The 22,638-nt window shown below is 70.7% G+C and carries 15 protein-coding genes; 8 read left to right on the top strand and 7 right to left on the bottom strand.

What is annotated here, in order from left to right:
* Positions 1 to 72: 72 nt before the first annotated feature.
* Genes OG707_RS24950 through OG707_RS24935 form a run of 4 tightly spaced genes read right to left on the bottom strand, consistent with a single transcriptional unit; the run spans position 73 to position 4,565 of the window.
* The gene (locus OG707_RS24950) at positions 73 to 1,362 is read right to left on the bottom strand and encodes a hypothetical protein (RefSeq protein ID WP_329121941.1); all 1,290 of its coding nucleotides are present in this window, start codon (positions 1,360 to 1,362) and stop codon (positions 73 to 75) included.
* Between the two features lie 8 nt (positions 1,363 to 1,370).
* A complete protein-coding gene (locus OG707_RS24945; RefSeq protein ID WP_329121939.1) occupies positions 1,371 to 1,745 on the bottom strand; it encodes a hypothetical protein in 375 nt (124 codons plus the stop codon).
* Between the two features lie 49 nt (positions 1,746 to 1,794).
* Entirely contained in the window at positions 1,795 to 3,285 is a 1,491-nt protein-coding gene (locus OG707_RS24940; RefSeq protein WP_329127962.1) for a bifunctional glycosyltransferase/class I SAM-dependent methyltransferase, read from the bottom strand.
* A 41-nt stretch (positions 3,286 to 3,326) separates the two neighbouring features.
* Entirely contained in the window at positions 3,327 to 4,565 is a 1,239-nt protein-coding gene (locus OG707_RS24935; RefSeq protein WP_329121936.1) for a glycosyltransferase family 39 protein, read from the bottom strand.
* A gap of 225 nt (positions 4,566 to 4,790) precedes the next feature.
* Between OG707_RS24935 and OG707_RS24930 the strand changes: the two genes are divergently transcribed.
* Both OG707_RS24930 and OG707_RS24925 read left to right on the top strand, forming a co-directional pair.
* Positions 4,791 to 5,858 carry a glucose-1-phosphate thymidylyltransferase gene (locus tag OG707_RS24930; RefSeq protein WP_329121934.1) on the top strand — a complete coding sequence of 356 codons (1,068 nt, stop codon included), beginning with the start codon at positions 4,791 to 4,793 and terminating at the stop codon, positions 5,856 to 5,858.
* 51 nt (positions 5,859 to 5,909) lie between these two features.
* A complete protein-coding gene (locus OG707_RS24925; protein WP_329121932.1) occupies positions 5,910 to 7,391 on the top strand; it encodes a hypothetical protein in 1,482 nt (493 codons plus the stop codon).
* A 24-nt stretch (positions 7,392 to 7,415) separates the two neighbouring features.
* On the opposite strand, the gene OG707_RS24920 is transcribed toward OG707_RS24925, so the two are convergent.
* The gene (locus OG707_RS24920) at positions 7,416 to 10,895 is read right to left on the bottom strand and encodes a bifunctional glycosyltransferase/CDP-glycerol:glycerophosphate glycerophosphotransferase (protein WP_329121930.1); all 3,480 of its coding nucleotides are present in this window, start codon (positions 10,893 to 10,895) and stop codon (positions 7,416 to 7,418) included.
* A gap of 292 nt (positions 10,896 to 11,187) precedes the next feature.
* Between OG707_RS24920 and OG707_RS24915 the strand changes: the two genes are divergently transcribed.
* A complete protein-coding gene (locus OG707_RS24915) occupies positions 11,188 to 12,792 on the top strand; it encodes a glycosyltransferase family 2 protein (RefSeq protein ID WP_329121927.1) in 1,605 nt (534 codons plus the stop codon).
* Here OG707_RS24915 and OG707_RS24910 read toward each other — a convergent pair.
* The gene (locus tag OG707_RS24910; protein ID WP_329121926.1) at positions 12,782 to 14,851 is read right to left on the bottom strand and encodes a bifunctional glycosyltransferase/CDP-glycerol:glycerophosphate glycerophosphotransferase; all 2,070 of its coding nucleotides are present in this window, start codon (positions 14,849 to 14,851) and stop codon (positions 12,782 to 12,784) included. The genes OG707_RS24915 and OG707_RS24910 overlap by 11 nt on opposite strands.
* 100 nt (positions 14,852 to 14,951) lie before the next feature.
* Between OG707_RS24910 and OG707_RS24905 the strand changes: the two genes are divergently transcribed.
* Genes OG707_RS24905 through OG707_RS24895 form a run of 3 tightly spaced genes read left to right on the top strand, consistent with a single transcriptional unit; the run spans position 14,952 to position 20,070 of the window.
* Entirely contained in the window at positions 14,952 to 17,345 is a 2,394-nt protein-coding gene (locus OG707_RS24905; protein WP_329121924.1) for a glycosyltransferase, read from the top strand.
* On the top strand, positions 17,342 to 18,631 hold the full coding sequence (locus OG707_RS24900; protein WP_329121923.1) for a hypothetical protein: 1,290 nt from the start codon (positions 17,342 to 17,344) through the stop codon (positions 18,629 to 18,631). The genes OG707_RS24905 and OG707_RS24900 overlap by 4 nt, the downstream gene beginning before the upstream one ends.
* Positions 18,556 to 20,070, top strand: coding sequence for a hypothetical protein (locus OG707_RS24895; RefSeq protein ID WP_329121921.1), 1,515 nt, complete (start codon positions 18,556 to 18,558; stop codon positions 20,068 to 20,070). Before OG707_RS24900 ends, OG707_RS24895 begins: the two co-directional genes overlap by 76 nt.
* On the opposite strand, the gene OG707_RS24890 is transcribed toward OG707_RS24895, so the two are convergent.
* Complete coding sequence (locus OG707_RS24890; RefSeq protein ID WP_329121919.1) at positions 20,060 to 20,668, bottom strand: TetR/AcrR family transcriptional regulator; 609 nt, start codon at positions 20,666 to 20,668, stop codon at positions 20,060 to 20,062. The genes OG707_RS24895 and OG707_RS24890 overlap by 11 nt on opposite strands.
* Before the next feature lie 151 nt (positions 20,669 to 20,819).
* Between OG707_RS24890 and OG707_RS24885 the strand changes: the two genes are divergently transcribed.
* A complete protein-coding gene (locus tag OG707_RS24885; RefSeq protein WP_443071497.1) occupies positions 20,820 to 21,731 on the top strand; it encodes an ABC transporter permease in 912 nt (303 codons plus the stop codon).
* Complete coding sequence (locus OG707_RS24880; RefSeq protein ID WP_329121917.1) at positions 21,724 to 22,521, top strand: ABC transporter ATP-binding protein; 798 nt, start codon at positions 21,724 to 21,726, stop codon at positions 22,519 to 22,521. The genes OG707_RS24885 and OG707_RS24880 overlap by 8 nt, the downstream gene beginning before the upstream one ends.
* The last annotated feature ends 117 nt before the right edge of the window (positions 22,522 to 22,638 follow it).

Below are 22,638 nucleotides of genomic sequence, written 5' to 3'. Positions count from 1 at the left end.
TCCGCACGTCCGGCGACCCGAGGGTGTGCGCGGCGAGCCAGAGCTTGCCCGCGCAGGCCAGCACGGCCGCCATCATGGCCAGGCGTGACGCGGTGGTGGTGGAACGCACCGTTCTACTTCCTCTACCTCTGCGGGAAACAGATGACGTGCATATCTGTCGACCGCGAAGGGCACACCGCAAACCACCAGGAACCAGACGTGGACGTACAGCCGGTCCGCCTCGCCCGCGTCCGGGTGCGCCGCCTGCGTGGCCAGACCGCAGAGCGCGGTGGCCACGACGAAGAGTCCGGCGGCGCCAGGCCGGCGCAGCGACCACCAGGCCCCCGCGGCCCAGACGAGCAGCGGCAGCGGCTCCGTCAGACGGTCGCGGATCCACAACGGCCAGTAGCTTCCGCTGAGTTCACGCCACTGCTGCCATGCGTCGGGGACGTCGGGGAGCCGGCAGTGGTTCGTGAAGAGCTCCATCACGCTGTCGTCGGCACCGGGCCAGCCGAGGAGCCGTACACCCGCAGCCGTGAGGGCGACCGCTCCCCCGGTCAGCGCCAGGGCGGTGACCCCGTCGCCGCGCCGGTCCCAGCTCCCCGCCAGAAGCCCGACGGCGCAGGCGAGGGCGAGCCAGCCGCCCAGCATCAGGAAGAGCGAGTACTTGACGGCGAATCCGGCAGCGAAGGCCCCGGCCGTCACCGCACAGCCCGCCCTCCTGCGCCCGCGCCACACCAGTGCGAGCCCGAGCAGCACCGCCGCGGAGAGGGCGAGCACCAGACCCTCGGCGAGGGGCCGCATCGACCAGTAGCCGGTCGGCAATACGTAATAGAGCGCCTGCCCCAGCAGAGCGGCCGGAACGGCGGCCCCGGCGACGCGTAGGAACAGCAGGACGAGGACCCCGCCGGCCAGCGTCACCAGCAGGGCGAAGCCCCACATGCCCCAGGTGAGCCCGAACGCCGCCACGAACGGCACGACGGCGTAGGCGTATCCGGGGCGGGAGAGGAAGATCGCCTCGCAGCGGTTGGCCGGGGCGAGGGCCCGTCCCGGCGGGCCCATCAGGGCCGGCAGCGGTACGAGCGCCTCCGCCCGCAGGACCCTGAAGCAGTGGCGGCTCACCGCGCGCTCGTCGAGCGGATCGCGGAACTCCATGACGTTCAGGGCGTGCCGCTCGCGCGCCAGGCGCAGCTGCTGGTCGCAGCGCTGCCCGATCACCTCGTCGGCCAGCCGCGCGCCCGGTGTGTCCAGGACGCGCAGGGCCTGGCCCGCGTAGTTGCTGGTGTCGGGCGAGACATGGCCGGGCGCTGAGGGGATCTGCAGAAACGCGAAGAGCGCCCCGATGAGGAGCGCCCCACGCCATGTGCTGAGCCGAAGCCGCATGCCTACGCTCAGGCCGATTGGCCGGCGAAGACCGTGACCAGTCCGACCACCACCAGGAGCGATCCTCCCCAGGTCCAGAGGGAGGTCTTCTCGTGCAGGACGGTGGAGCTGGCCACCACGATCAGCAGGTAGCCCAGCGCGTTGAAGGGGTACGCGATGCTCAGCGGCACCTGCGCCAGCGTCGACATCCACGCGATCGCGGAGATGCCGAAGACCGCGAGCCCGAGGACCACCCAGGGGGTGGTCGCCGCACGGATCGCGAGCGACCCTCCGGCGTGCTCGGTGGTCTTGGCGGCGACGCGCATGCCGTGCTTGAGCATGATCTGGCCGGCCGCCGAGGAGAAGACGGCGAACAGCAGCAGTACGAGACTCGGCAGAGTCAACGTCCGCCTCCCATCGGCTTGTCGGACATCGTCGGCGCCCTCGGGGGCGTCAGACGCCCACGTGGTCGGCTCGGTCGGCGGGGCTGTACTGGCGGTTGAGAATGTCTTGGACATCGACGTGCTCTCCAGCGATGATCGTCCGGGCCGCATGCGGGGTGAGCAGTGCGACGTGCTGATAGCCGAACAGCGTCGGCCTGATGCGGGTCGCCAGCTTGGAGAGGCCGCCGAGGAGACGGGCGACGATGCCGCCGCCGAGCACGTTCCAGAAGGGCGCCCCGGTCGACGTGATGTCGAGGACGTCGTAGCCGGCGGACTTGACCGTGCGGCGGAGGCTGGCGCGGGTGAAGAAGCGCAGATGCGTCTCATCGAGGATGCCGCGGCGGTCGTAGTCGAAGACGCCGAAGGCCACGCGCAGCCGCGAGTACCAGTGGCTGAAGTTCGGTACGGACAGCAGGACCTTGCCGCCGGGCGCCAGGACGTCGGCGACCCCGGCGAGGACCCGCTCGGGGCGCGAGAGGTGCTCGATGACGTCGCCGGCGACCACATAGTCGTAGTCGACGCCGATCTCCTCGGGCAGCCCCTCCTCCAGGTTGGCGAGGAAGAACTCGGAGCAGCGCTCCCGTACGCCCTCGACCTCGATGTAGTCGACGCCGGTCACCTTGTGGCCGAGCATCTCCAGGCGCTCCGCGAAGAGCCCGCCCGAGCAGCCGAGGTCCAGGACGCGGCCGGGCGGCAGGGTGCGCATCCGGTCGAGGATGACGGAGTGCGAGGAGCCGTCACCCTCCTTGAAGGCGTACTCGGCGGGCTTGGGAATCCAGGAGCAGGTGCCGAATCCCTTGACGGCGAGCCGGTATTCGAGGACGTCCTTGATGACGTCCTTCGCGTACTTCATTCCATTCACGTAGCAGATCTCGTCGCCGTAGTACGTGGGAATGGGGATCTCCTTGATCCGCATTCCGGCGTTGATGAGCTGGACGATGATCTGGGTGTCGAAGTCGAATGCGTCCGTGTTCCGGTCGATCGGCAGCTGCTTGAGCGCCGCGACGCTGTAGGCGCGGTATCCGGAGTGGAATTCGGTGAGCTGCGATCCGAGGAGGGAATTCTCGACCCGGGTGAGGATGCGATTGCCGAGCCACTTGTACATGGGCATGCCGCCCTTGCGCGCCCCGCCCGACTTCATCATGCGCGAACCGAACACCGCTTCGCATTCGCCGCGTTCGATGGGCGCGATCATGTCGGGCAGGGATTCCGGGGCGTACTGGCCGTCGCCGTGCAGCAGCACCACGATGTCCAGACCGCGTTCGGCGGCCAGGGCGTAACCGGCTTTCTGGTTACCGCCGTAACCGAGATTCTTGGTGTGCCGCATCACCACGGTCTGCGGCATTCCCTCCGCCTGCGACCAGCGGCATCCGGCGGTGAATGTCTCGTCGTGGCTCGCGTCGTCCAGGATCAGAATCTCGGCGATGCGCGACCGGAAATCCTCCGGAATGCGGTCGAGCGTCTTCTCCAGCGTGGTTTCGGCGTTGTACGCCACCACCATGATCCCGATCCGGGGGCCGGGGCTGGAGCTGGTGCTTTCCTTCACGTGCGTGTCTCCGCGGTCTGTAGGGGGTGTTCGGGCGCGATGGCCTGAAGGGGGAATCGGGAGGAATCGGCGCTGGGCGGGGGCGTGTTGAGCACCTTGCGGATCGCGGATGCGACACCGAGCGCGAGGATCAGCCAGCCGACGGCGCCGACGGCGAGCTCGACGGAGTTCCACTTGACGGCCCGGTGGACCCAATAGACCCAGGAGGCGAGGGCGCCGACGACGAGGCTGTAACTCAGCCCCTCCCAGAGGCCGATGACGAACAGGCCGGCCACGGGCCAGGCCAGGTACTGCACTCCGGAGGCGGTGGAGAGCAGCAGGAGGAGGCCCATGGTCACGCCGACCACGCCGGGCAGTTCGGAGGGCCGCCGCCAGGCCAGCCACGCCCCGGCCGCGACACAGGCGAGGACCACCAGGAAGTGCCCGTCGCCGCGCATGAAGCCGATCACCGGCTCGGGCGCACCGAGCCAGTCGGCGAACTTCACCAGGCCCCAGAGGCGGTACGGGCCGCCCTCGTACTCCAGGACCTTCTCCTTGAGCGCCAGGGGTACGGTCACGAGGACAGGCCCCCAGACGAGCAGGAACAGCGCGCCGAACCCGGCACAGAACCGCACGAACACCGGCCGTCCACCGCGGAACGCGGCAATCACCAGTGCGGGGAGCGCCACGACGGGCACGAACTTGACGCTGATGGAGAGCGCGGCGCACACCCCGGCGGCGAGGGGGCTCTTCCGGTCGGCGAGCAGATGCGCGGCGGCCAGCGCGAACATCACCGCGACCGAATCGGTGTTCCCGTGGAATCCGGAGGTCGGAATCAATACGGGCGAGAGGGTGACCCCGATCGCACAGGCCACGGCCGTCCGCACCGAGCTCCGCCTGCGTACGATTTCGAACACCAGAATGCTGCACACGAAATCGGCCAGGCAGGCCGGAAGGCGAATGAGTGTGCTGAAGTCGGCGACACGGCCCGCGAGTTCATCGAGTACGAGGAGCATCCACCCCGCCAGCGGCGGGTGGTTGTAGACCGGAAGGTGCGGCATGGGGTGGTCATAGATCCGCACCGGTCCGACCGCGGCGATGTTCTGCGCGAAACCCCGGAAGAACCGGACGTCGGCCGGTCCCCCGGTGGATGCGGCGAGCGTCATCTTCCCGACGAGTCCTATGGCCGCGACCAGTACGACGACGGCCATGCCGCGGCGCGCACCCCAGGCCTTCCGAGATTTCTGCAAGCTCATGGCCGCCGAACGTAGCAACCATCGGGGCAATCGTTCCGGAGGGATGAAATCACTATTCCCGCAAGGAAGTTCGCTCTCCTGCGGATCTCTCCGCACATCACTTCAGGTGAATCACCCATACGGCGCAGGCCAACCCGTAATCCTGTGCTTCAACTCTCGTTCACTACCTGTCCCTTGTGCGGCACACGCACAGCCATTTCGCAGCTTTGACGACGGGTCCAACCAGTGAAAGCACTCGTACTCTCCGGTGGCGCAGGCACCCGGCTGCGGCCGATCACGCACACCTCGGCCAAGCAGCTCGTACCGGTCGCGAACAAGCCCGTGCTCTTCTACGGCCTTGAGGCGATCGCCGAGGCGGGCATCCGCGAGGTGGGCATCGTCGTCGGCGACACCGCCCCGGAGATCGAGGCCGCGGTCGGTGACGGCTCCCGCTTCGGCCTGGAGGTGACGTACATCCCGCAGCTGTCGCCGCTCGGGCTCGCCCACGCAGTGCTGATCGCCCAGGAGTTCCTCGGCGACGACGACTTCGTGATGTACCTCGGCGACAACTTCATCGTCGGCGGCATCACGTCGCTGGTCGAGGAGTTCCGCGCCACGCGCCCCGACGCCCAGATCCTGCTGACCCGCGTCCCCGACCCGCGCGCCTTCGGTGTCGCGGAGCTGGACGGGACGGGCCGGGTGGCGAATCTGGAGGAGAAGCCGGCCGAGCCGAAGAGCGATCTGGCGCTGGTCGGGGTGTACCTCTTCACCCCGGCCGTGCACGAGGCCGTACGGTCCATCGAGCCCTCGGCGCGCGGCGAGCTGGAGATCACGCACGCCCTGCAGTGGCTCATCGACCAGCGACGGATGGTGAGTTCGACGGTCATTTCCGGCTACTGGAAGGACACCGGGAACGTCGCCGACATGCTGGAGGTGAACCGTTCCGTGCTGGAGCTGCTCGACCCAAGCGACGAGGGGACGGTCGACGACGCCACCGAGATCATCGGCCGGGTGCGGATCGGTGAGGGTGCCGTCGTGCGCGGCTCGCGCATCGTGGGCCCGGCGATCATCGGGCCGCGTACGACCGTCGAGAACTCCTACATCGGGCCCTCCACGTCGATCGCCGAGAACTGCCGGGTCACCGACAGCGAGATCGAGTACTCGATCGTCCTGAGCGGCTCGTCGCTGAACGGCGTACGGCGCGTGGAGGCGTCCCTGATCGGCCGGGACGTCGAGATCACGCCCGCGCCCAGCATCCCGGCCGCCCACCGGCTGGTCCTGGGGGACCACAGCAGGGTGCAGATCTCCGGCTGACGCGCCCGCCGCGCCCCGGTGCCCGACCGCTCCTGAAAGGTCTCCGCCCACATGTCCAGAACGATCACCCAGGCGAGCGCGGCTCTGCGCGGTGCCTGGCGCCAGGGCACGCTCTGGCCGTGGTGCCTGGCAGCGATCGCGGCACTCTGCGGCAGTGCCGTGGCCACCGTCTTCCACCCCGGGTACTTCAGCGCGGACAGCCACTTCCAGCTGTTGCAGGCGCTCGGGTACGAGCCGATGAGCGACTGGCACCCGCCGGTGCTGGCGCTGGTGTGGCGCGTTCTCCTCCGGACGACGGGGGCCCTCTCGGCCATGGCCGACCTGCAGACCGCCCTGCTGTGGGGATCGCTGTGGGTCCTCGCCCGTCTGGTCTGGAAGAAGACCGGCAGCCGCGGTCTCTCGCTCGCGATGCTGGCCGTCGGCCTCGCACCCCACATCATGAACTTCACCGGTGTGGTGTGGAAGGACGTGCACCTCGCGTACGCGCTGCTCGCGGTCTGCGCGATCGCGCTGACCGCACGTGAGTTGCCGCGGGAGCGGACCTGGACCCGTTGGGCGCTGGTGGTGCTCGGCGTACTGTTCATCGTGTACGCGGGCATGGTCAGGAAGAACGGATTCCCCGCCGTCCTCCCGGTGTTCGCCCTGCTGGTCCTCGCGGCATGGCCCACCCCCGGCCGCCGCCGCTGGCTGGCCGCCACGGGGATCTTCGTCGCCGTCACCGTCGCCGGAAGCATCGGGGTGTCGGCGGCCGCCCATCCGCTGTCCACCCGGGTGTACGCGGTGATCCCGGTGGACGACCTCACCCATGTGCTGACCCCGGCCCAGGTGCGGGACGCAGCCCAACAGGCGGGCGGCAGCGCGGACTTCACGCACCGCATGGTCGCCGCCGCCGTCGACTGCCGGAAGCGGGAGCTCACGTCCAACGCGTACCTGGAGTGCTATCCGCGCAAGGGCCCGTTCGACCTGATGGAGCTGAGCCGCAACGCCGACGCGCTGGACCGGATGTGGACGGAGCAGATGCCGGAGCACTGGAAGGGGTACGCCGCGTACCGGGTCCGGGTCTTCACCAAGGTGCTCTTCCGGACCAACCAGCCCTTCCTGAACGGCAACCGGCTGCTGCCCGGCAGCCCCGTACCGGAGATCCTGAAGAAGTCGCCGCCCGACGACACCCTGAGGTACGCCCTCCAGAACTACGTGATGGGCGCCGTACGCGACCTGCCGATGCTCTTCCAGGGCTGGTTCTGGCTGGCCGTCGCCCTCGTGCTCGTGCTGCGCCGCCGCTGGCCAGGCCCGTACAGCAGGGAACTGCGTCTCATCGGGGCGAGTTCGGTCGTCTACATCCTCGCCTACCTGCCCACGGCGCCCGAGTCCAACTTCCGCTATCTGTACTGGCCCGCGCTCTCCGGGACCGTCGCGCTGGTGCTCGTCGCGAGCGCGTACCTGACCCGGCGCCGCGCGGCCGACACGCAGGCGGCCGTGCCGTCGCCCGCCCAGGAGGCTCCCCGGCAGGAGAGCGAGGTGCTGCGCGGGTGAGTGCCCGCACAGCACCTCACCGGCTCATGCGCCGTCGGCCGCCAGCATCCGGTCCACCACCGCGGCCGCGGCCGTCCCGTCGTCGAGGTCGCAGAAGACCTCGCGGAACGCCTCGTAGGCCTCCGCGTAGGACTCCGTCGCCGTGGCGGGGGCGCGCAGCGCCTCGATGAGGTCGGTGGAGCCGGGGATCAGCGGGCCCGGCGCCTGGGACTCGAAGTCGAAGCAGAAGCCGCGCAGGGTGTCCCGGTAGTGCTCCAGGTCGTACGTGTGGAACAGCATCGGGCGGCGGGTGTGGGCGAAGTCGAACATCAGCGAGGAGTAGTCGGTGACGAGCACATCGCTGATGAGCATGAGTTCCGCGACGTCCGGGTAGCGCGACACGTCCCGGACGAAGCCGTCGCCGGTGCCCGGCAGCCGGTCGGTGACCAGGTAGTGGCGGCGCACCAGCATGACGGTGGAACCGCCCAGCGCCTCCTCGGCGGCGGTGAGGTCCAGTCGCAGGTCGAGTGCGTAACGGCCGCCTCCCGCCGGGCGGTCCTCGCGCCAGGTCGGGGCGTACAGCACGACACGCTTGCCCTCGGGGATGCCCAGCCGCTCCCGTACGCTCGCGGCGATCTTCTCGCGGTCCGGTGCGTGGAGCAGGGCGTTGCGCGGGTAGCCGCTCTCCAGGACCTCGCCCTCGTACCCGAAGGACCGCCGCAGGACGGGGGTGCTGAAGCGGTTGGGCGAGACCAACAGGTTCCACTGGCGGGCCCGCTGCGGGAGCGACGCGATGTACGGCTCGTTGGCCTGGACCGTGCCGCTGAGGTCGATCCCGATGCGCTTGAGCGGGGTGCCGTGCCAGGTCTGTACGACGTACTGGCCCTCGCGGCGCTCGAACCACTCCGGCAGCTGGGTGTTGGTCACGACGTACCGGGAGCGGGCGAGCGCCTCGTGCCAGGCGGTGGAGCCATGGGCCACGGCGCGGGCTCCGGTGGGCAGCTGGGCCTGCTGGTCGCGTACGACACACAGGTGCTCCAACTCCCCGCCACGGGAGAGGAGTTCCTCGTGGATGGCGCGGGGTGAGTCCGAGTGCTGGCGGCCGTCGAAGCTGCTGTAGAGGACGGCGGGCTTCAGCGGTTCGGTGCGGGCGGCGCGGTAGGTCTCCTGCAGGCGCTGCTGTCCGTGAGTGCCGCGCTCCTCGGCGGCGAGGACGGATCCCGAGGTCAGCAGCAGCTGGTCGTGGTAGCGCCGCTCCAGGGTGAAGTCGCGTTCGTTCAGCCTGCGTTGGGCGGGGACGGCGGCGTGCAGGGCGGGGAGCAGGCGCATCGGGACGCCGGGCGAGTCCTGTTCGCTCCCGGGTGCGCGCAGGAAGAAGTACCAGTTGCCCTCCGCCAGCGGCAGGTCGCCGCCGGGGCCGGTCACGGCGTGGGGGTGCAGTGCGGCACGGAAGCGCCCGTTCTCGTACTGGGCGGGAAAGACGATCTCCTCGCGGTGGACGCTGTGCTGGGCCACCAACTCCACGTTGTACGAGGCACCTTGGGGGTACGAGCCCTCCATGACCAGCTCGCCCTCGCCGCTCCAGCCCGCCCGGTCGACCAGGGGCTGCACCGTCTGGTCGCCGATCTGCAGATTGCCGCGGGCGCTCGCCGTGACGCACAGCTCGCGCCCTCCGTCGCCGAGGGGGTAGCGGCCGGGCTGGAAGGTCCCGGGGGCGTCGACCGGGGTCCGGCGTCCGGTGCGGTCGACGAGGTGGACGCTGTACGGATCGACGGGCCTGGCCTCCGTCTTGTGCACGTCCGCCACGGCGGCGAGCGCGACCTCCGCAGTGAAGGCGCTCTTGCGGACCGTGACCGGGCAGTCGACGACCGCGGCGGAGTGGCGGTGCTTGAGGCGCAGGGTGAACGGGCCCTGGCCCGGGCCTTCCCCGACCAGGGTCCCCTCCAGCAGGACCGTGTCGCCGGAGAGCCGGTGGGTGTCGATCCTGGACCGTACCGGCTCGGCGTACAGCACCAGCTTTCCGTCCTCGAAGGCGGGGACGATGCGCGACGTCGCGTCGGGCCGGTGCACGGCGGGCGGGGTCGGGGCGTCGGCCGGGCCGAGGGCTGCGCGGCGCAGCATGCCGTGGCCGGCGACGCCGATCTCCAGGCGCCAGGCCGTTCCGTCGCCCTCGGACGACAGCCGGCCGGGGTCGACGGCGGTCTCGAACCCCGCCCAGTCGTAGCGGTGCAGCCGCTGCCGTGAGCGCGCGGTGGCCTCGGCGTCCGCAACGGTCCGCACCCGCAGGGGCAGCACCTTGCGCCCGCCCGCCCTCAGCCAGGCGGCCTTCACCTCGCTCCGGCGCGATGCCGCGGGGAGGTTGCGGACGTAGGCGAAGCCGCGCAGCTGGAGCTTGCCGTCGCGCCAGTACGCCTCCAACAGCCGTGCGGTGAGCGGCAGATCGGTGTCGGCGACGCGCAGGACGGAGGCAGGGACGGGGCGTTGCAGGGGCGGGTACTGGGCGCGCCGCCGGCGGATGCCGCGTACGGCGAAGGCACCCGGGTTGGCCTTGTCGAAGGCGAGGAGCCCGAGGAGCTCCTCCAGACGGCGCTCGCGCGCCAGGTGCCACATCAGCCTCAGTCGTACGGGGAGACCTTCCAGGACCCCGGGTTCCGTCTGGTCGGCGAAGGCATTGGCACAGGTGAGGAACGCCTGCTGGTAGTCACTGCTTCCGTCCGGCAGCACCTCCATGAAGTACCAGAGGTCGTTGGCCAGGACGTGCGCTTCGTAGTGCGCCTTGTGCCCGGTGTCGCCGCGCTCCTTCAGGAAGGTGCTGACGTGCGTCACATGGGCCACCCGGTCCTCGATGCCCCTGACGACCGCACGCCGGGTGGTGATGGATCCGTCGCGGTCGCGCCAGTGGTAGACGGTGTTCTTCACGACGTCGACCGACTCGGCGAGGAACTGTGCGGGCAGGACGACCGGGATGTCCTCGTACAGGCTGCCCACCGGGAAGGCGAAGGAGTGCTTCTCCCAGAAGGCCCTGCGGAACACCTTGTTGCAGGCGATCCGGTCGGCGGCCAGGTCCCAGTCCCTGGTGATGTGGGTCCGCATCCGGGTGGAGGCCATCGGCCTGCGGAAGTTGGGCGACTGCTGGAGCTTGCCGCTCGTCCGCAGCCGCATCACGTTCCCCGACGCGAAGTCGGAACCCGAACCGTCGAGGGCGGCGACGAGCAGCGCGTACGCATCGGGCGGGATCACGTCGTCGCTGTCGACGAAGGCCAGGAACTCGGCCTCGGGATCGGCGTGCGCAACCCCGGTGTTGCGGGCCGCCCCCAAGCCGGCGTTCTCCTGGACCACCAGCCGGAACCGGGCGTCCTGCGCGGCGAACCGGCGGGCGATGTCCGCGCTGCCGTCGGGCGAACCGTCGTCGACCATGACAACTTCGAGGTCGGGGAAGGTCTGTTCGGCCAGCGAGCGGAGACACTCCCCGAGGTAGTCCTCGACGTTGTAGATGGGGACGACGACGCTGAGACGTGGCGGCATGGTTCAGGCACAACCTTTCCGGCGGGTGGCTGGTCAACTGGGTCCAACTGCCCGTTACCTCACGCAGTTGTCCGCTTCACCGCCACGCCACCCGCAGGTGCACCAGGAGTCACTCCTTCGGCCCAACGGGCTCCTGAACTGCCGATGATGCGTTCGGGCAGCCTTTGCCGTATCTTTCCCGGGACAACACCTGAGGTATTCCCCCACATACCTCAGGCATTGCAATGACTGGTAATTCAAGGGTGGGGGCACCGCGAAAATGGATCGCGAAAGTTCGGAATCCAGCACAACCTTGCGGGCGAGCATCGTCGTTCCCGTATACAACGCGGGCGAGTACATCGACACTTCGTCCGAGTCCCTGCTGCGGCAGAGCATCGGCGCGGACCACTACGAAGTCATCTATGTTAACGACGGGTCGACGGACGACTCCGCCGAGCGGCTCGAGAAGCTCGCCGCCGCCCATCCGCATGTCCGCGTGCACCACCAGGAGAACTCGGGGTGGCCGGGCAAGCCGCGCAACGTGGGGGTGCGTCTCAGCCGCGGCCGGTACATCCAATTCGTTGACCAGGACGACGCGTTGGGGCTCGAAGCGCTGGAGCGGCTGTGCGCGATGGGGGAGCGCAACGAGGCCGACGTCGTGCTCGGCAAGGTCGCGGGAACCATGCAGGGGCCGAGCAGCGTCTTCGCAGACAATGTCGAAGTCTGCACTGCGCAGGACCATCCACTGATGGAATCCCTGACCCCGCACAAAATGTTCCGGCGGGACTTCCTGCTGGAGAACGGCATCGAGTTCCCCGAAGGGCGGGTACGGCTCGAGGACCAGCTCTTCATGGCCCGCGCCTACGTCGCCGCCGAGCGGGTCTCCGTACTCGCCGACTATCCCTGCTACTACTGGATGCGCCGCGAGGACAAGGGCAACAACAGCAGCGCGGAGATCGATCTCAGCTATTACGAGGACCTGCGCAAGGTCATCCACGCGGTGAAGGCCGGCACCGAGCCCGGCGAGCAGCGCGACCACCTGCTGCGGCGCACCTACCGGGTCGAGATCCTCCGGCAGGCGAGCGAACCGCGGGTGCTGAGCAAGGCATCGTGGGTGGAGGAGCGGTACGAGGCGGTCCGCCGGCTCGTGACCGAGGAGTTCACCGACGGTGTACGCGAAGGACTCAACCCCCTGGCCCAGCTGCGCGCCCACCTCCTCGAAGCGAATCGCCTGGGCGATCTGAAGGCGCTCGCGGAGCGGACCCGGCAGATCCGCTCGCACGCCGAGGTGGGCCGGCTCCGCTGGCGCGACGGAGTGCTGAGCGCCCCGCTGCGGCTCACCCTGAACCACGCGGACGGCAGCCCGGTGACCCTCGTGGAGCGCGACGGGCGGCTCCTGTTCGACCCCGCGCTGCTGGAGGGCGTGACGGGCGTCGACGAGTGGGAGGTCGGCGATCCGCTGCGTGCGGCGGAGGGGCGGCTGCTGCTCAAGGACCGGACGCGGCACATGGGCTGGTTCCCCGACCCGAAGGGGCTGCGCGTGGAGCTGCAGGACGCGGGACCCGGCCGCAAGCAGGCCGTGGTCACCGGCCATCTGGAGATCGACCCGCTGACCGCCGCGGGCGGCAGCCCGCTGGAGCGCGGGGTGTACGACGTCCAGGCCTCCTTCCAGCTCCTCGGAATCGGCCGCAGCGCCCGGATCAGCGGCACCCCGCGCAGTGCGCGCACGGCGGCCGGTGCGGTGCGCGTGGGTGGCACCGCGGCCATCCCGTACTGGACCGGAGGCGGTCATCTCGCCCTGGACATGGGCGAGTTCTACCACCGGATGGACGCGCTGCCGCGCCACGACTGGAAGGCGCACATACCCAGGTCGGTGCGCCGCCCGCTGGGCCGGGTGCGCCGCGCCCTCACGAAGTGAGGAAGAGGCGCCGCACCACCCGCTCCGCCGCTCCCCCGTCGTCGTACGGGCAGAACCGTGCCCTGAACGCCTGACGGAGCGCGCTGGTGGCGCGGGTGTCCCAGGCGCCGGACGCCAGGAGGTCGAGGAGTTCGTCCTCGGTGGTGGCGACCGCGCCCGGGGTCTCGCCCGCCTCGCCGGAGAGCAGGTCGAAGTAGGTGCCGCGGGAGGCGCGGTAGGCCGGCCAGTCGGGGGCGTAGGCGACGATGGGGCGGTCCAGGCAGGCGTAGTCGAACATCAGGGACGAGTAGTCCGTGATCAACACGTCGGAGGCCAGGGCGAGTTCCTCGGTCGACGGGTGGGACGTCACGTCGATGACGCGGGCGCCGCGCCCGGCGGAGGTGCGGCCGTAGAAGTAGTGCGCGCGGACCAGCAGGACGTACTCGTCGGAGAGTTCGCGTGACAGCCGCTCCAGGTCGAGATGGGGCACGAAGCCCTTCTCGTAGTCGCGGTGCGTGGGCGCGTAGAGGAGCGCCGTCTGGCCGGCCTCGATGCCCAGGCCGGTGCGGAGTGCCGTGATCTCGGCGGGAGTTGTCGTGAAGTAGACGTCGTTGCGCGGGTAGCCGAGGTCCAGGTGCTGGTACGCGGTCGAGGGGTAGACCCGGTCCCAGACCTCGGTGGAGTGCGGGTTGGAGGAGAGGCTGAAGTCCCACTGGTCGGTGTGGGCGAGGATCTTCTCGAAGTCCGTACCGCCCGCGCAGGCGGGGTAGCGGCGCTGGTCCAGGCCCATGGTCTTGAGCGGGGTGCCGTGGTGGGTCTGGAGGTAGAGCTGGCCCGGGCGCTTCGTGAAGCCGCCGGGGAAGCTGGAGTTGTTGACCAGGTACGTCGCCCTCGCCATCGCCCGCCAGTAGGCGCGGGATCCCTCGATGACGTACGGCGTCCCGGGCGGCAGCCGGTCGACGTGGCGGCTGCTGACCGCCCACACGGGGCGGATGTTCGGGGCGAGTTCGCGGGCGGCGGCGGCGATCGCGGCCGGGTTGCAGGAGACTCCGCGGTTCCAGTAGGCGCCGTAGACCGCGAGGTTGGGGTCGAGGCCGCTGGTGCGGAGGTCGGCGCGGTAGGCGGTGCGCATGGCGCGGGTGCGCAGGCGCTTCTTGTACGAGGTGAGGGCCGAGCGGGTCCTGGCCCTGCGGTCGGCCGCGGCGCCGAGCGCCTGGTGGGCGGCGTACGAGCCCGAGGCCAGGGGGCGGTGGTGCGGCGGCGGTTCGTACCCCTCGGGGACATGGGCGCGGTAGTGCGCCGACGCCAGGGAGAAGAAGTCCTTGCGGTCCTCGGGGGCGATGCGGCCCGGGTCGTCCAGGACGGCGAGGGTGTGGTCGGTCATGGGGCGGAAGAGGCAGGGGTGCGGGCCCGAGTCGGCGAGCACGGCGGTGTAGGCGTCGAAGAGCGTGAAGTGGTGGCGGCCCGGGGTGGTGGAGGTGGAGCCGCCGCGCCGGATCCGGTGCCGTACGCAGACCCGGTCGAGGACGGCGGGCGGCCCTTCGAGGAGGCGGGTGGCGCGGTGGACCGGGAGGAGGTGGCCGTAGGGGCCGTACCGGAAGTCGAGTCGGTGGGTGGTGAAGAAGGCGCGGCTGAACACGCGGTTCCAGGGGACGGGCACGGCCGCGAGGGGGTCGCTGAGGTCGTCGCCGCCCGGGGTCACCGTCTCCCACCAGTCGATGCACTCGTGCCCGAAGAGGAGCACGTCGGGGCCCTCGCGGAGGCGTCCGGCGAGCGCCTCCAGCGAGCCGGGCAGCAGCAGGTCGTCGCCGTCGAGGAAGAGCAGGTAGTCGCCGCGGGCCAGACCGGTCCCTGCGTTGCGGGCCGCGCCCACGCCCTGGTGCGAGGCGAGCGGGAGGAGGGTGACGCGGGGGTCCCGGTCCGCGTACTCCTCGGCGATGGCCGCACAGCCGTCCGGGGAGTGGTCGTCGACCACGATCAGCTCGAAGTCCCCGTAGGACTGGGCGAGTACGGACTCGACGGCGGCCCGGAGGTATCCCTGTACGCGGTGGACGGGCATGACGACGCTGAAGCGGGGCATGGGCGCTGAGAGTAGTCGCATCGTCGCACTCCGGGGCCGTGTCGCCACTCGTTCGGGCTAGCGCTGGTAACCCCTCCCGCGTCACCGTGTTGACGTCTGTGTGAAGCCACGTCTGAGCGTCGTCGTGCCCATTTTCAACGTCGAGGAGTACCTGGAGGAGTGCCTGCGGTCGATTGCCGAGCAGACCGTCCGGGATCTGGAGGTGGTGCTCGTCGACGACGGGTCCACCGATCTGAGCGGGGTGATCGCGGAGAAGTTCGCGGCCGCCGATCCGCGGTTCCGGTACGTGAAGCAGGAGAACGCCGGGCTGAGCGCGGCGCGCAACGCGGGGGTGCGGCACACGTCGGGTTCGGTCCCGTATCTGACGTTCGTCGACAGTGACGACATCGTCGTGCACGACGCGTACGAGCGGATGCTGGCGTCCCTGGAGACCACGGGGTCCGACTTCGCGACCGGCAATGTGTGGCGCCTCGACGGGCGCGGCCGCCACCAGGCCTGGCAGTACAAGTGGCTCGGCGCCTCGCGCGAGCGCACCCACATCACGCGCGATCCGCAGCTCCTCGCCGACCGGGTCGCCTGGAACAAGGTCTTCCGGCGGGACTTCTGGGACCGGCACCAATTCGCCTTCCCGGAAGGGAAGTTGTACGAGGACACCCCGGTGATGATCCCGGCGCACTACCGGGCGGAGACGGTCGACGTGCTCGCCGGGCACGTCTACTACTGGCGCGTGCGGGAGGGGTCGATCACGCAGCGCCGTACGGACGTGAAGGGCGTACGCGACCGGATCGACGTCTGCGCCGAGGTCAGCCGCTTCCTGGGCGGGGAGCGGGCGTCGGCGGCCGAGAAGCGGGTCTACGACGTGTCATGCCTGCGCGACGACTTCGTCTACTTCCTGGAGGGGCTGCCGATGGGCGGCCCGGAGTACCGCGAGGCGTTCATGGCGGGGGCCGCGGACTTCATGGGGGCGGCCGACCCGACGATCGTCGACGACCTCTCGGCGGATCTGCGGATCAAGTGGCGGCTGGTGCGGGAGGGGCGGCTGCAGGAGCTCCTGGACGTCCTCGTCTTCGAGCAGGAGCACGGCAAGGGGACGTTCGAGGTGCGCGGCCTGCCGTGGCTCAGGCGGGCGGCCTTCCCCGGGGTCGCGGCGACGGAGCGGCTGCGGTCCGGCGAACTCCCCGTGGCAGTACGGCTGTTGGGGGCGGAGTGGCAGCCCGACGGCAGGCTGCGTCTGCGCGGAACGGCAGCGATCCGCAACCTCCCCGCCGGACGCACCCCGAAGCTGGGCATGGCGCGCGAGGCGGGCGGCCGGAAGATGCGGCGGCTGCGGCTGCGCAAGGGCGGCGCCCCCGGCTCCTTCGAGATGACGGTGGACCCCCTCGCCCTCCCGGTCGGCGAGTGGCTGCTCGGGGTGGTGGCCGGCCGCCGCGAGGTGGTGCGCCGGGCCGCCGTACGCCCCCTGGAGGCGTCCGCGGCGCAGCCGCTGGTGAAGGAACTCGGCCACGGCTGGCGGGGGTTGCTGGACTTCCGGGAGGGGCGGGCGTCGGTGACCGTACGGCAGTGCGCGGCACGCGTGGACGGACACCGCCTGGACGGCGACCGCCTGGAGCTGACGGGCCAGCTCTTCAGCGGCGCCCGCCCTACGGCGCTGCGCATCCAACACCCCTCCGGTGAAAGGGAGTTCAGCTACCACGTGGACGGCGCGGCGGACACCTTCTCGACCCGCATCCCGCTACGGCACCTCACGGCACCCCCCACCCACACTCCCCGCCTCCCGAAGGAGGTCGAGCCCCCGCACACGACGCACTGGCGGGTCCGCCTGGTCCTGCCGGACGGCACGGAACAGCCCGTGGCGGCCGCACTCGGCCTGGCCCCGGGCCGATACGACGACGTGTGCGCGACCGCGGACGCGGCAGGGGACCTCCGTCTGGAGGTGACGCGGCAGGCGATCGTCGACGTACTGCGGTGGGAGCGCGGGGAGCTGCGCCTGTCGGGGACGTACGGCGGCGACGGCGAGGGCGACCTGGAACTGCGCGCGGAGGACGGCGGCGAGGTGACGCACGCGGCGGTCACGCGAGACGGAGGCCGCTTCACGGCGAAGGCCCCCGCACCGACGGCACCGGGCCGCTGGCACGCGTACCTGGACGGGATGCCGGTACGGGCCCTGACGCCGGTCGGGGCCGCGCTGCCGGCCGAACACACGGACGAGACATGGGAGTTGACGGCTGACCGCCGCCACGGCGACCGCCTCGTGATCGACGCGGCCAACACCGCCGGCACACCCCCGGGCGGGACAACGCCTAGCGGGCACGGGCCCGTCGAGCAGCAGACCCCGGCCCCCCGAGACGGAGGCACAGAACCGAGCACGGTGACACCCGCACCGCAGGCAGCTGTCCCGACCCCGACGGCCGGCGCGGGGTCCGCATCGCGGGCCGCGTCCGAACCCGGCCCCGGCCCCGGAGCACCGGGCTCCCCCACCTCCGTCCAGCCGTGAGACTCCGCTCCCGGACCGCCGCCTGGTCGCTGCTGCTGGCGGTGGTCTTCGGGTGTCTGCAGCTCACCGGGGTGTCGGGGCGTGCCAGTCCCGACACCAAGAACTACCTCTCGTACGCCCTCAGGCTGCAGGGCGACAGCCCGCGGGCCGCCGCCGACCGGACCATCTCCTACATGTGCCTCAGCCGCGACCCCGCCGCGCGCCGCGCCTGCACGCGCACGATGGAGCGCGGCGTCGCCCGGCACGGCGGTCCGGGCGGGGCCTCGCTGCTCACGCCGTTCTCGGGGCCGCGCTTCCTGGGGATCTTCGCGGTGCGGCCCGGCTACCCGGCGCTGCTCGCCCCCTTCGTCGCGGCCGCCGGCGTGACCTGGGGCGTCTGGCTGGCGGGGCTGTTCGTGACGGTCGCCGGGAGTCTGCTGGTCGTACGCGTGCTGCGTACGCTCGGCGCCTCCGCCGCGATCGCGGTCGCCGGGCAGGCGCTGTACTTCGCGCTGCCCTCCGGCTCCACCGCGATGCGCCCCATGACCGAGGGGACGCTGATGGCGCTGACCCTCGCCGTGGTCTGGGGCTGTCTGCTCGTACTCCGAAAAGACCGCCGGGGGTTCGCCGTCACCGCGGCCGGCTTCGCCGCCCTGTTCGCCGTCAAGCACACCCAGACGCTCTTCCTCGGCGGCGCCCTGGCGGCGGCACTCGCCGCGGTCGCGGTCGTACGTCGCTGCGCGGGGCGCAGGGCGGGCCCCGAGGTGACGGGGCTGCTCCTGCTGGCGCTCGGCGCGGCGGGCTCCACGCTCCTCGCCGCGCAGGCGCTGCACTACCCCACCGCGTACGACAGCGTCCAGGACCTCCTCACCCCCCACTTCCTGCGCCCCGATCTGGCCGATCCCTGGCCGAAGTTGATGCACATGGAGGTGCGGTTCTGGTCCGGATGGGTGCGGCAGCAGTGCCAGGAGCCGCTCCTGCCGCTGCTGCTCGGCGCGGCCGGCTGGGCGGTGTACCGGCGCAGCCCCGCCTTCGCGGCCGTGCTCGCGGCCGCCGCCTGCAGCGGGCTGGTCAACCAGGCGGCCCATCCCGACCACACCGTCTGGGGCGCGCGCCTGATCGTCATGGTCTGGCTGCTGCCCGCCGTCGGGCTGCCGCTGCTCGCCGATCGGCCCGGAGCCCATTGGGTGACGCGTGGGACGGGCGCGGGCCGCCACGGAACCGATGAGGAGTGCACTCACCCCCAGCTCCCACCCCCTGGCGCCCCAGCCCGTACTTCGTCATCGGCGGTCTCTTCTGGGCCCTGATGACGGCGGCCACCTGGCGGGTCCCGATGGTCGGCGACTTCGGTACGCACGCCGCCGTCGTGGAGCGGCTCAGCGCCGACTGGCGCCACCCGACGCACCCGCTGGCCGCCGTGCCCGGCGAGGGCAGCCCGTACTACTCGCCCTACGCCCTCTTCCAGGGGCTGTTCGCGCACGCCATGGGGGTGCCGGGCCGTCTCGTCGTGAAGCTCGCCGCCCCGGTGAACCTCATCGTCCTGCTCACCGGGATCGGCCGTTTCACCAAGGTGCTGACCGACCGCCGCTGGGCTCCGGTGTTCGCGCTCGCCGCGATGGTGCTGCTGTGGGGCACCGAGCGGGCCAGCTGGAGCGGCTACCTCGGGCTGCTCTCGATGACGACGACGCTCGCCTACCCGAGCGCCTTCGCGGCCGGACTGGCCTTCCACATCTGGGCGCTGACGGGCAGGACGGCCCGGGAGCACGAACGTGAGCGCACGAGTTACGTGGAGCACGCGGCGATCGGCATCCTCGTCGGCCTGTTGATGCTGATCCACCCGATCACCTCGGTCGGCACCCTCGTCGGGGTCGCGGCCTTCGTCGTCGGCTGGCAGCGCGAGTGGGACGGCGGCACCGCCCGCCGCTGGTCGCTGACGGTCGTGGCCGCGGTGGCGGTGGCCGCCTCCTGGCCGTACTTCGACGCCTTCTCGCTCGGGTCGAGCGAGAGCGCCGCCGTCCTGGACCATGTGCACCGACGGCTCTACACGCACATCGGGGGCCAGTTCTGGCTGGGGCTGATCGGGGTCCCGGCGCTGTGGGTGCGGTGGCGGCGCTCGCGGCGGGATCCCCTCGTCCTGATGTTCGCCGCTGACTGCGTGCTCGTCGCGTACGGCTGGATCAGCGGGCACTACACGTACGGGCGGCTGCTCGGGCTGACCCTGGTGGGCCCGCAGTTCGCGCTCGCCGTCGAGCTGGCACGGCCCGGCCCGTACGGACTCGGGCGGCGGCTCCTGGCACCGGTCGCGGCGGGGGCGGCGGCACTCGGCTTCTTCACCGTGCAGGCGGGCGCGGTGGTGCCGCGGTCGATGGATCCGGTCGGCTTCGACCAGCCGCCGGACTGGCGGACGTACGCCTGGGTCACTCCGTACGTCGAGCCGGGCGAGACCGTGCTCGCGGACGACTACTACATCAGCCACTCGCTGCCCGGGTACGGCGCGTATCTCGTCGCCCCGACCTGGCCGGATCCCGCGCTCGCGGAGAGGGACCGGTGGCGGCGGAAGCAGGACGTGCGCCGCTACCTCTCGCCGCTCTCCACGGCGACGGAGCGGGCCGGCATCGCGCGCCGGTACCGCGTGCACTGGCTGCTGCTGACCTCGAAGCAGACCCTCCCGCCGGAGGCCGTGGCCGTGACCTTCAGCCCGGTGACGGGTGAAGTCCTGGCCCGCGTACCGGAGTTCAGGCTTTGAGCGCTGCGACCGCGGCCTTGGCCAGGCCGTCCAGATACCCCTTGGGCAGGGCGTCGCGTACGACGATGGCCCGCCAGTACAGCGGCCCGATGATCAGCTCCAGGGCGCGCTCCGGGTCGGTCGACTCCGGCAGGTCGCCGCGCGCCACCGCGTCACGGACGACGGCCGCGGCCAGCCCCTGCTGACTGTCGAGCAGCGCTTCCTTGATCGTGTTGGCGATCTCGGGGTTGCGGGCCGCCTCGACGAGCAGGTCGGGGATGACCTGGGAGGCGACCGGGTGGCGCAGGGCGTGCGAGGCGACCTCCAGGAGGGCCCGTACGTCGCCGTGGAGCGAACCGGTCGCGGGCGCCGGCAGCCCCTGCACGGCGAAGGCCGAGACCAGGTCGAGCACCAGGTGCAGCTTGGACTTCCAGCGGCGGTAGACGGCCGTCTTCCCGACCCCGGCCCTGCGGGCGATGCCCTCGATCGACATCTTCGAGAACCCGACGGTCGCCAGCTCCTCGAAGACAGCGGCCCGAATGGCGTCCGTCACGTCCTCGCGGAGCACGGCGGCGCCGGCAGGCGCTCGACGTGCGGCTTTGGGGTCGGTCGTCGTCATGGCCAAGATTTTACCTTACGTCGGGACGGTTGCGTTTCGACGTGGGACGGTCTTACTGTCACCGTGACGACGAAACGGGTCCGTCCCATCGTCGCTGCCTCCACGGCACCCCACCCCTGCCCCCCGTCGAAAGTGACCGCCCGTGAGCGTGATGACACCGCCGGCCCCTCAGCCGGCCATGGACGCGCAGCCGCCGCAGGACCTGACCGCCTATGCGATCGCGCACGGTCTGACCGTCAGCGGGGCCCGGCCCTCCCTCATCTCGTACGTGAAGCAGATCTGGAGCCGGCGCCACTTCATCACCACCTTCGCCACCGCCAAGCTGACCGCGCAGTACAGCCAGGCGAAGATGGGCCAGATCTGGCAGGTCATGACGCCGCTGCTCAACGCGGCCGTCTACTACTTCATCTTCGGCATCCTGATGAACACCAAGCGCGGGATCCCCGACTTCCTGCCCTGGCTGGTCTGCGGCGTCTTCGTCTGGACCTTCACCAGCCAGTCGATCATGGCGGGCACGCGCTCCCTCAGCAGCAACATGGGCCTGGTGCGGGCGCTGCACTTCCCGCGCGCCTCGCTCCCGATCGCGTACGCCATCCAGCAGCTCCAGCAACTGCTGTTCTCCATGGGCGCGCTGGTCGTGATCCTGGCCTTCGTCGGCGAGTACCCGAAGATGTCCTGGCTCATCGCACTGCCCGCGCTGCTCCTGCAGGCGCTCTTCAACACCGGGCTTTCGCTGGTCATGGCCCGGGTCGCGAGCAAGACGCCCGACATCGCGCAGCTGATGCCCTTCGTCCTGCGTACCTGGATGTACATCTCCGGCGTCATGTGGTCCATCGACAAGGTCACCAAGGGCGACCACCTCCCGCACCTCGTCACGCTCGCCCTGCAGTGCAACCCGGCCGCCGTGTACATCGACCTGATGCGCTTCGCGCTGATCGACAGCGTCACGGCGAAGGACCTCCCGCCGCACGTCTGGGCGATCGCGGCCGGCTGGGCGCTGCTCGCGGCGCTCGGCGGGTTCATCTACTTCTGGAAGGCAGAGGAGCGGTACGGCCGTGGCTGAGACCAGTACAGAGACCCGCCCGGAGGCGGTCGCGACGGAGCCGACGGTCGTCTGCGACGACGTCCACATCGTCTACAAGATCCAGGGCGCGGGCTCCGGAAGGGGCAGCGCCACCTCGGCCCTCAGCCGGATCGTCTCCCGCAAGGAGCGTCCGGGCGTACGCGAGGTGCACGCCGTCAAGGGCGTCAGCTTCGTCGCGCACAAGGGCGAGGCGATCGGACTGATCGGCTCCAACGGGTCGGGGAAATCAACCCTCCTGAAGGCCATCGCCGGTCTGCTCCCGACCGAGAAGGGCAAAATCTTCACCAACGGCCAGCCCTCGCTCCTGGGCGTCAACGCCGCCCTGATGAGCGATCTGACCGGCGAGCGCAATGTCATCCTCGGCGGTCTCGCGATGGGCATGTCCCGCGAGGAGGTCCGCGACCGCTACCAGAACATCGTCGACTTCTCCGGGATCAACGAGAAGGGCGACTTCATCTCGCTGCCCATGCGCACGTACTCCTCCGGCATGGGCGCACGGCTCCGCTTCTCCATCGCGGCCGCCAAGAACCACGACGTCCTGATGATCGACGAGGCACTGGCCACCGGCGACGCCCGCTTCCAGCGCCGCAGCCAGGAACGCATCGCCGAGCTGCGCAAGGAGGCCGGCACGGTCTTCGTCGTCAGCCACAGCAACGCCTCGATCCGCGAGACCTGCGAGCGGGTCATCTGGCTGGAGAGCGGCACCCTGCTGATGGACGGCCCGGCCGACGAGGTCCTGGCCGCGTACGAGAACCACAACCGCAGCTAGGGGGTGTCCGGCGGATCATGCCGCGGTCGCGCCGGTCCGGCACGCACATCTGCGGCGTTGTCGTCGGTCAACAACGCTCCGCGTTGCTTCCCTCCTCCGCCTTGCAGCTGCGCTCGG

Origin of the sequence: Streptomyces sp. NBC_01465, assembly GCF_036227325.1 — a bacterium.
Classification (GTDB): domain Bacteria; phylum Actinomycetota; class Actinomycetes; order Streptomycetales; family Streptomycetaceae; genus Streptomyces.
This window is presented reverse-complemented; position numbering and strand designations above follow the sequence as displayed.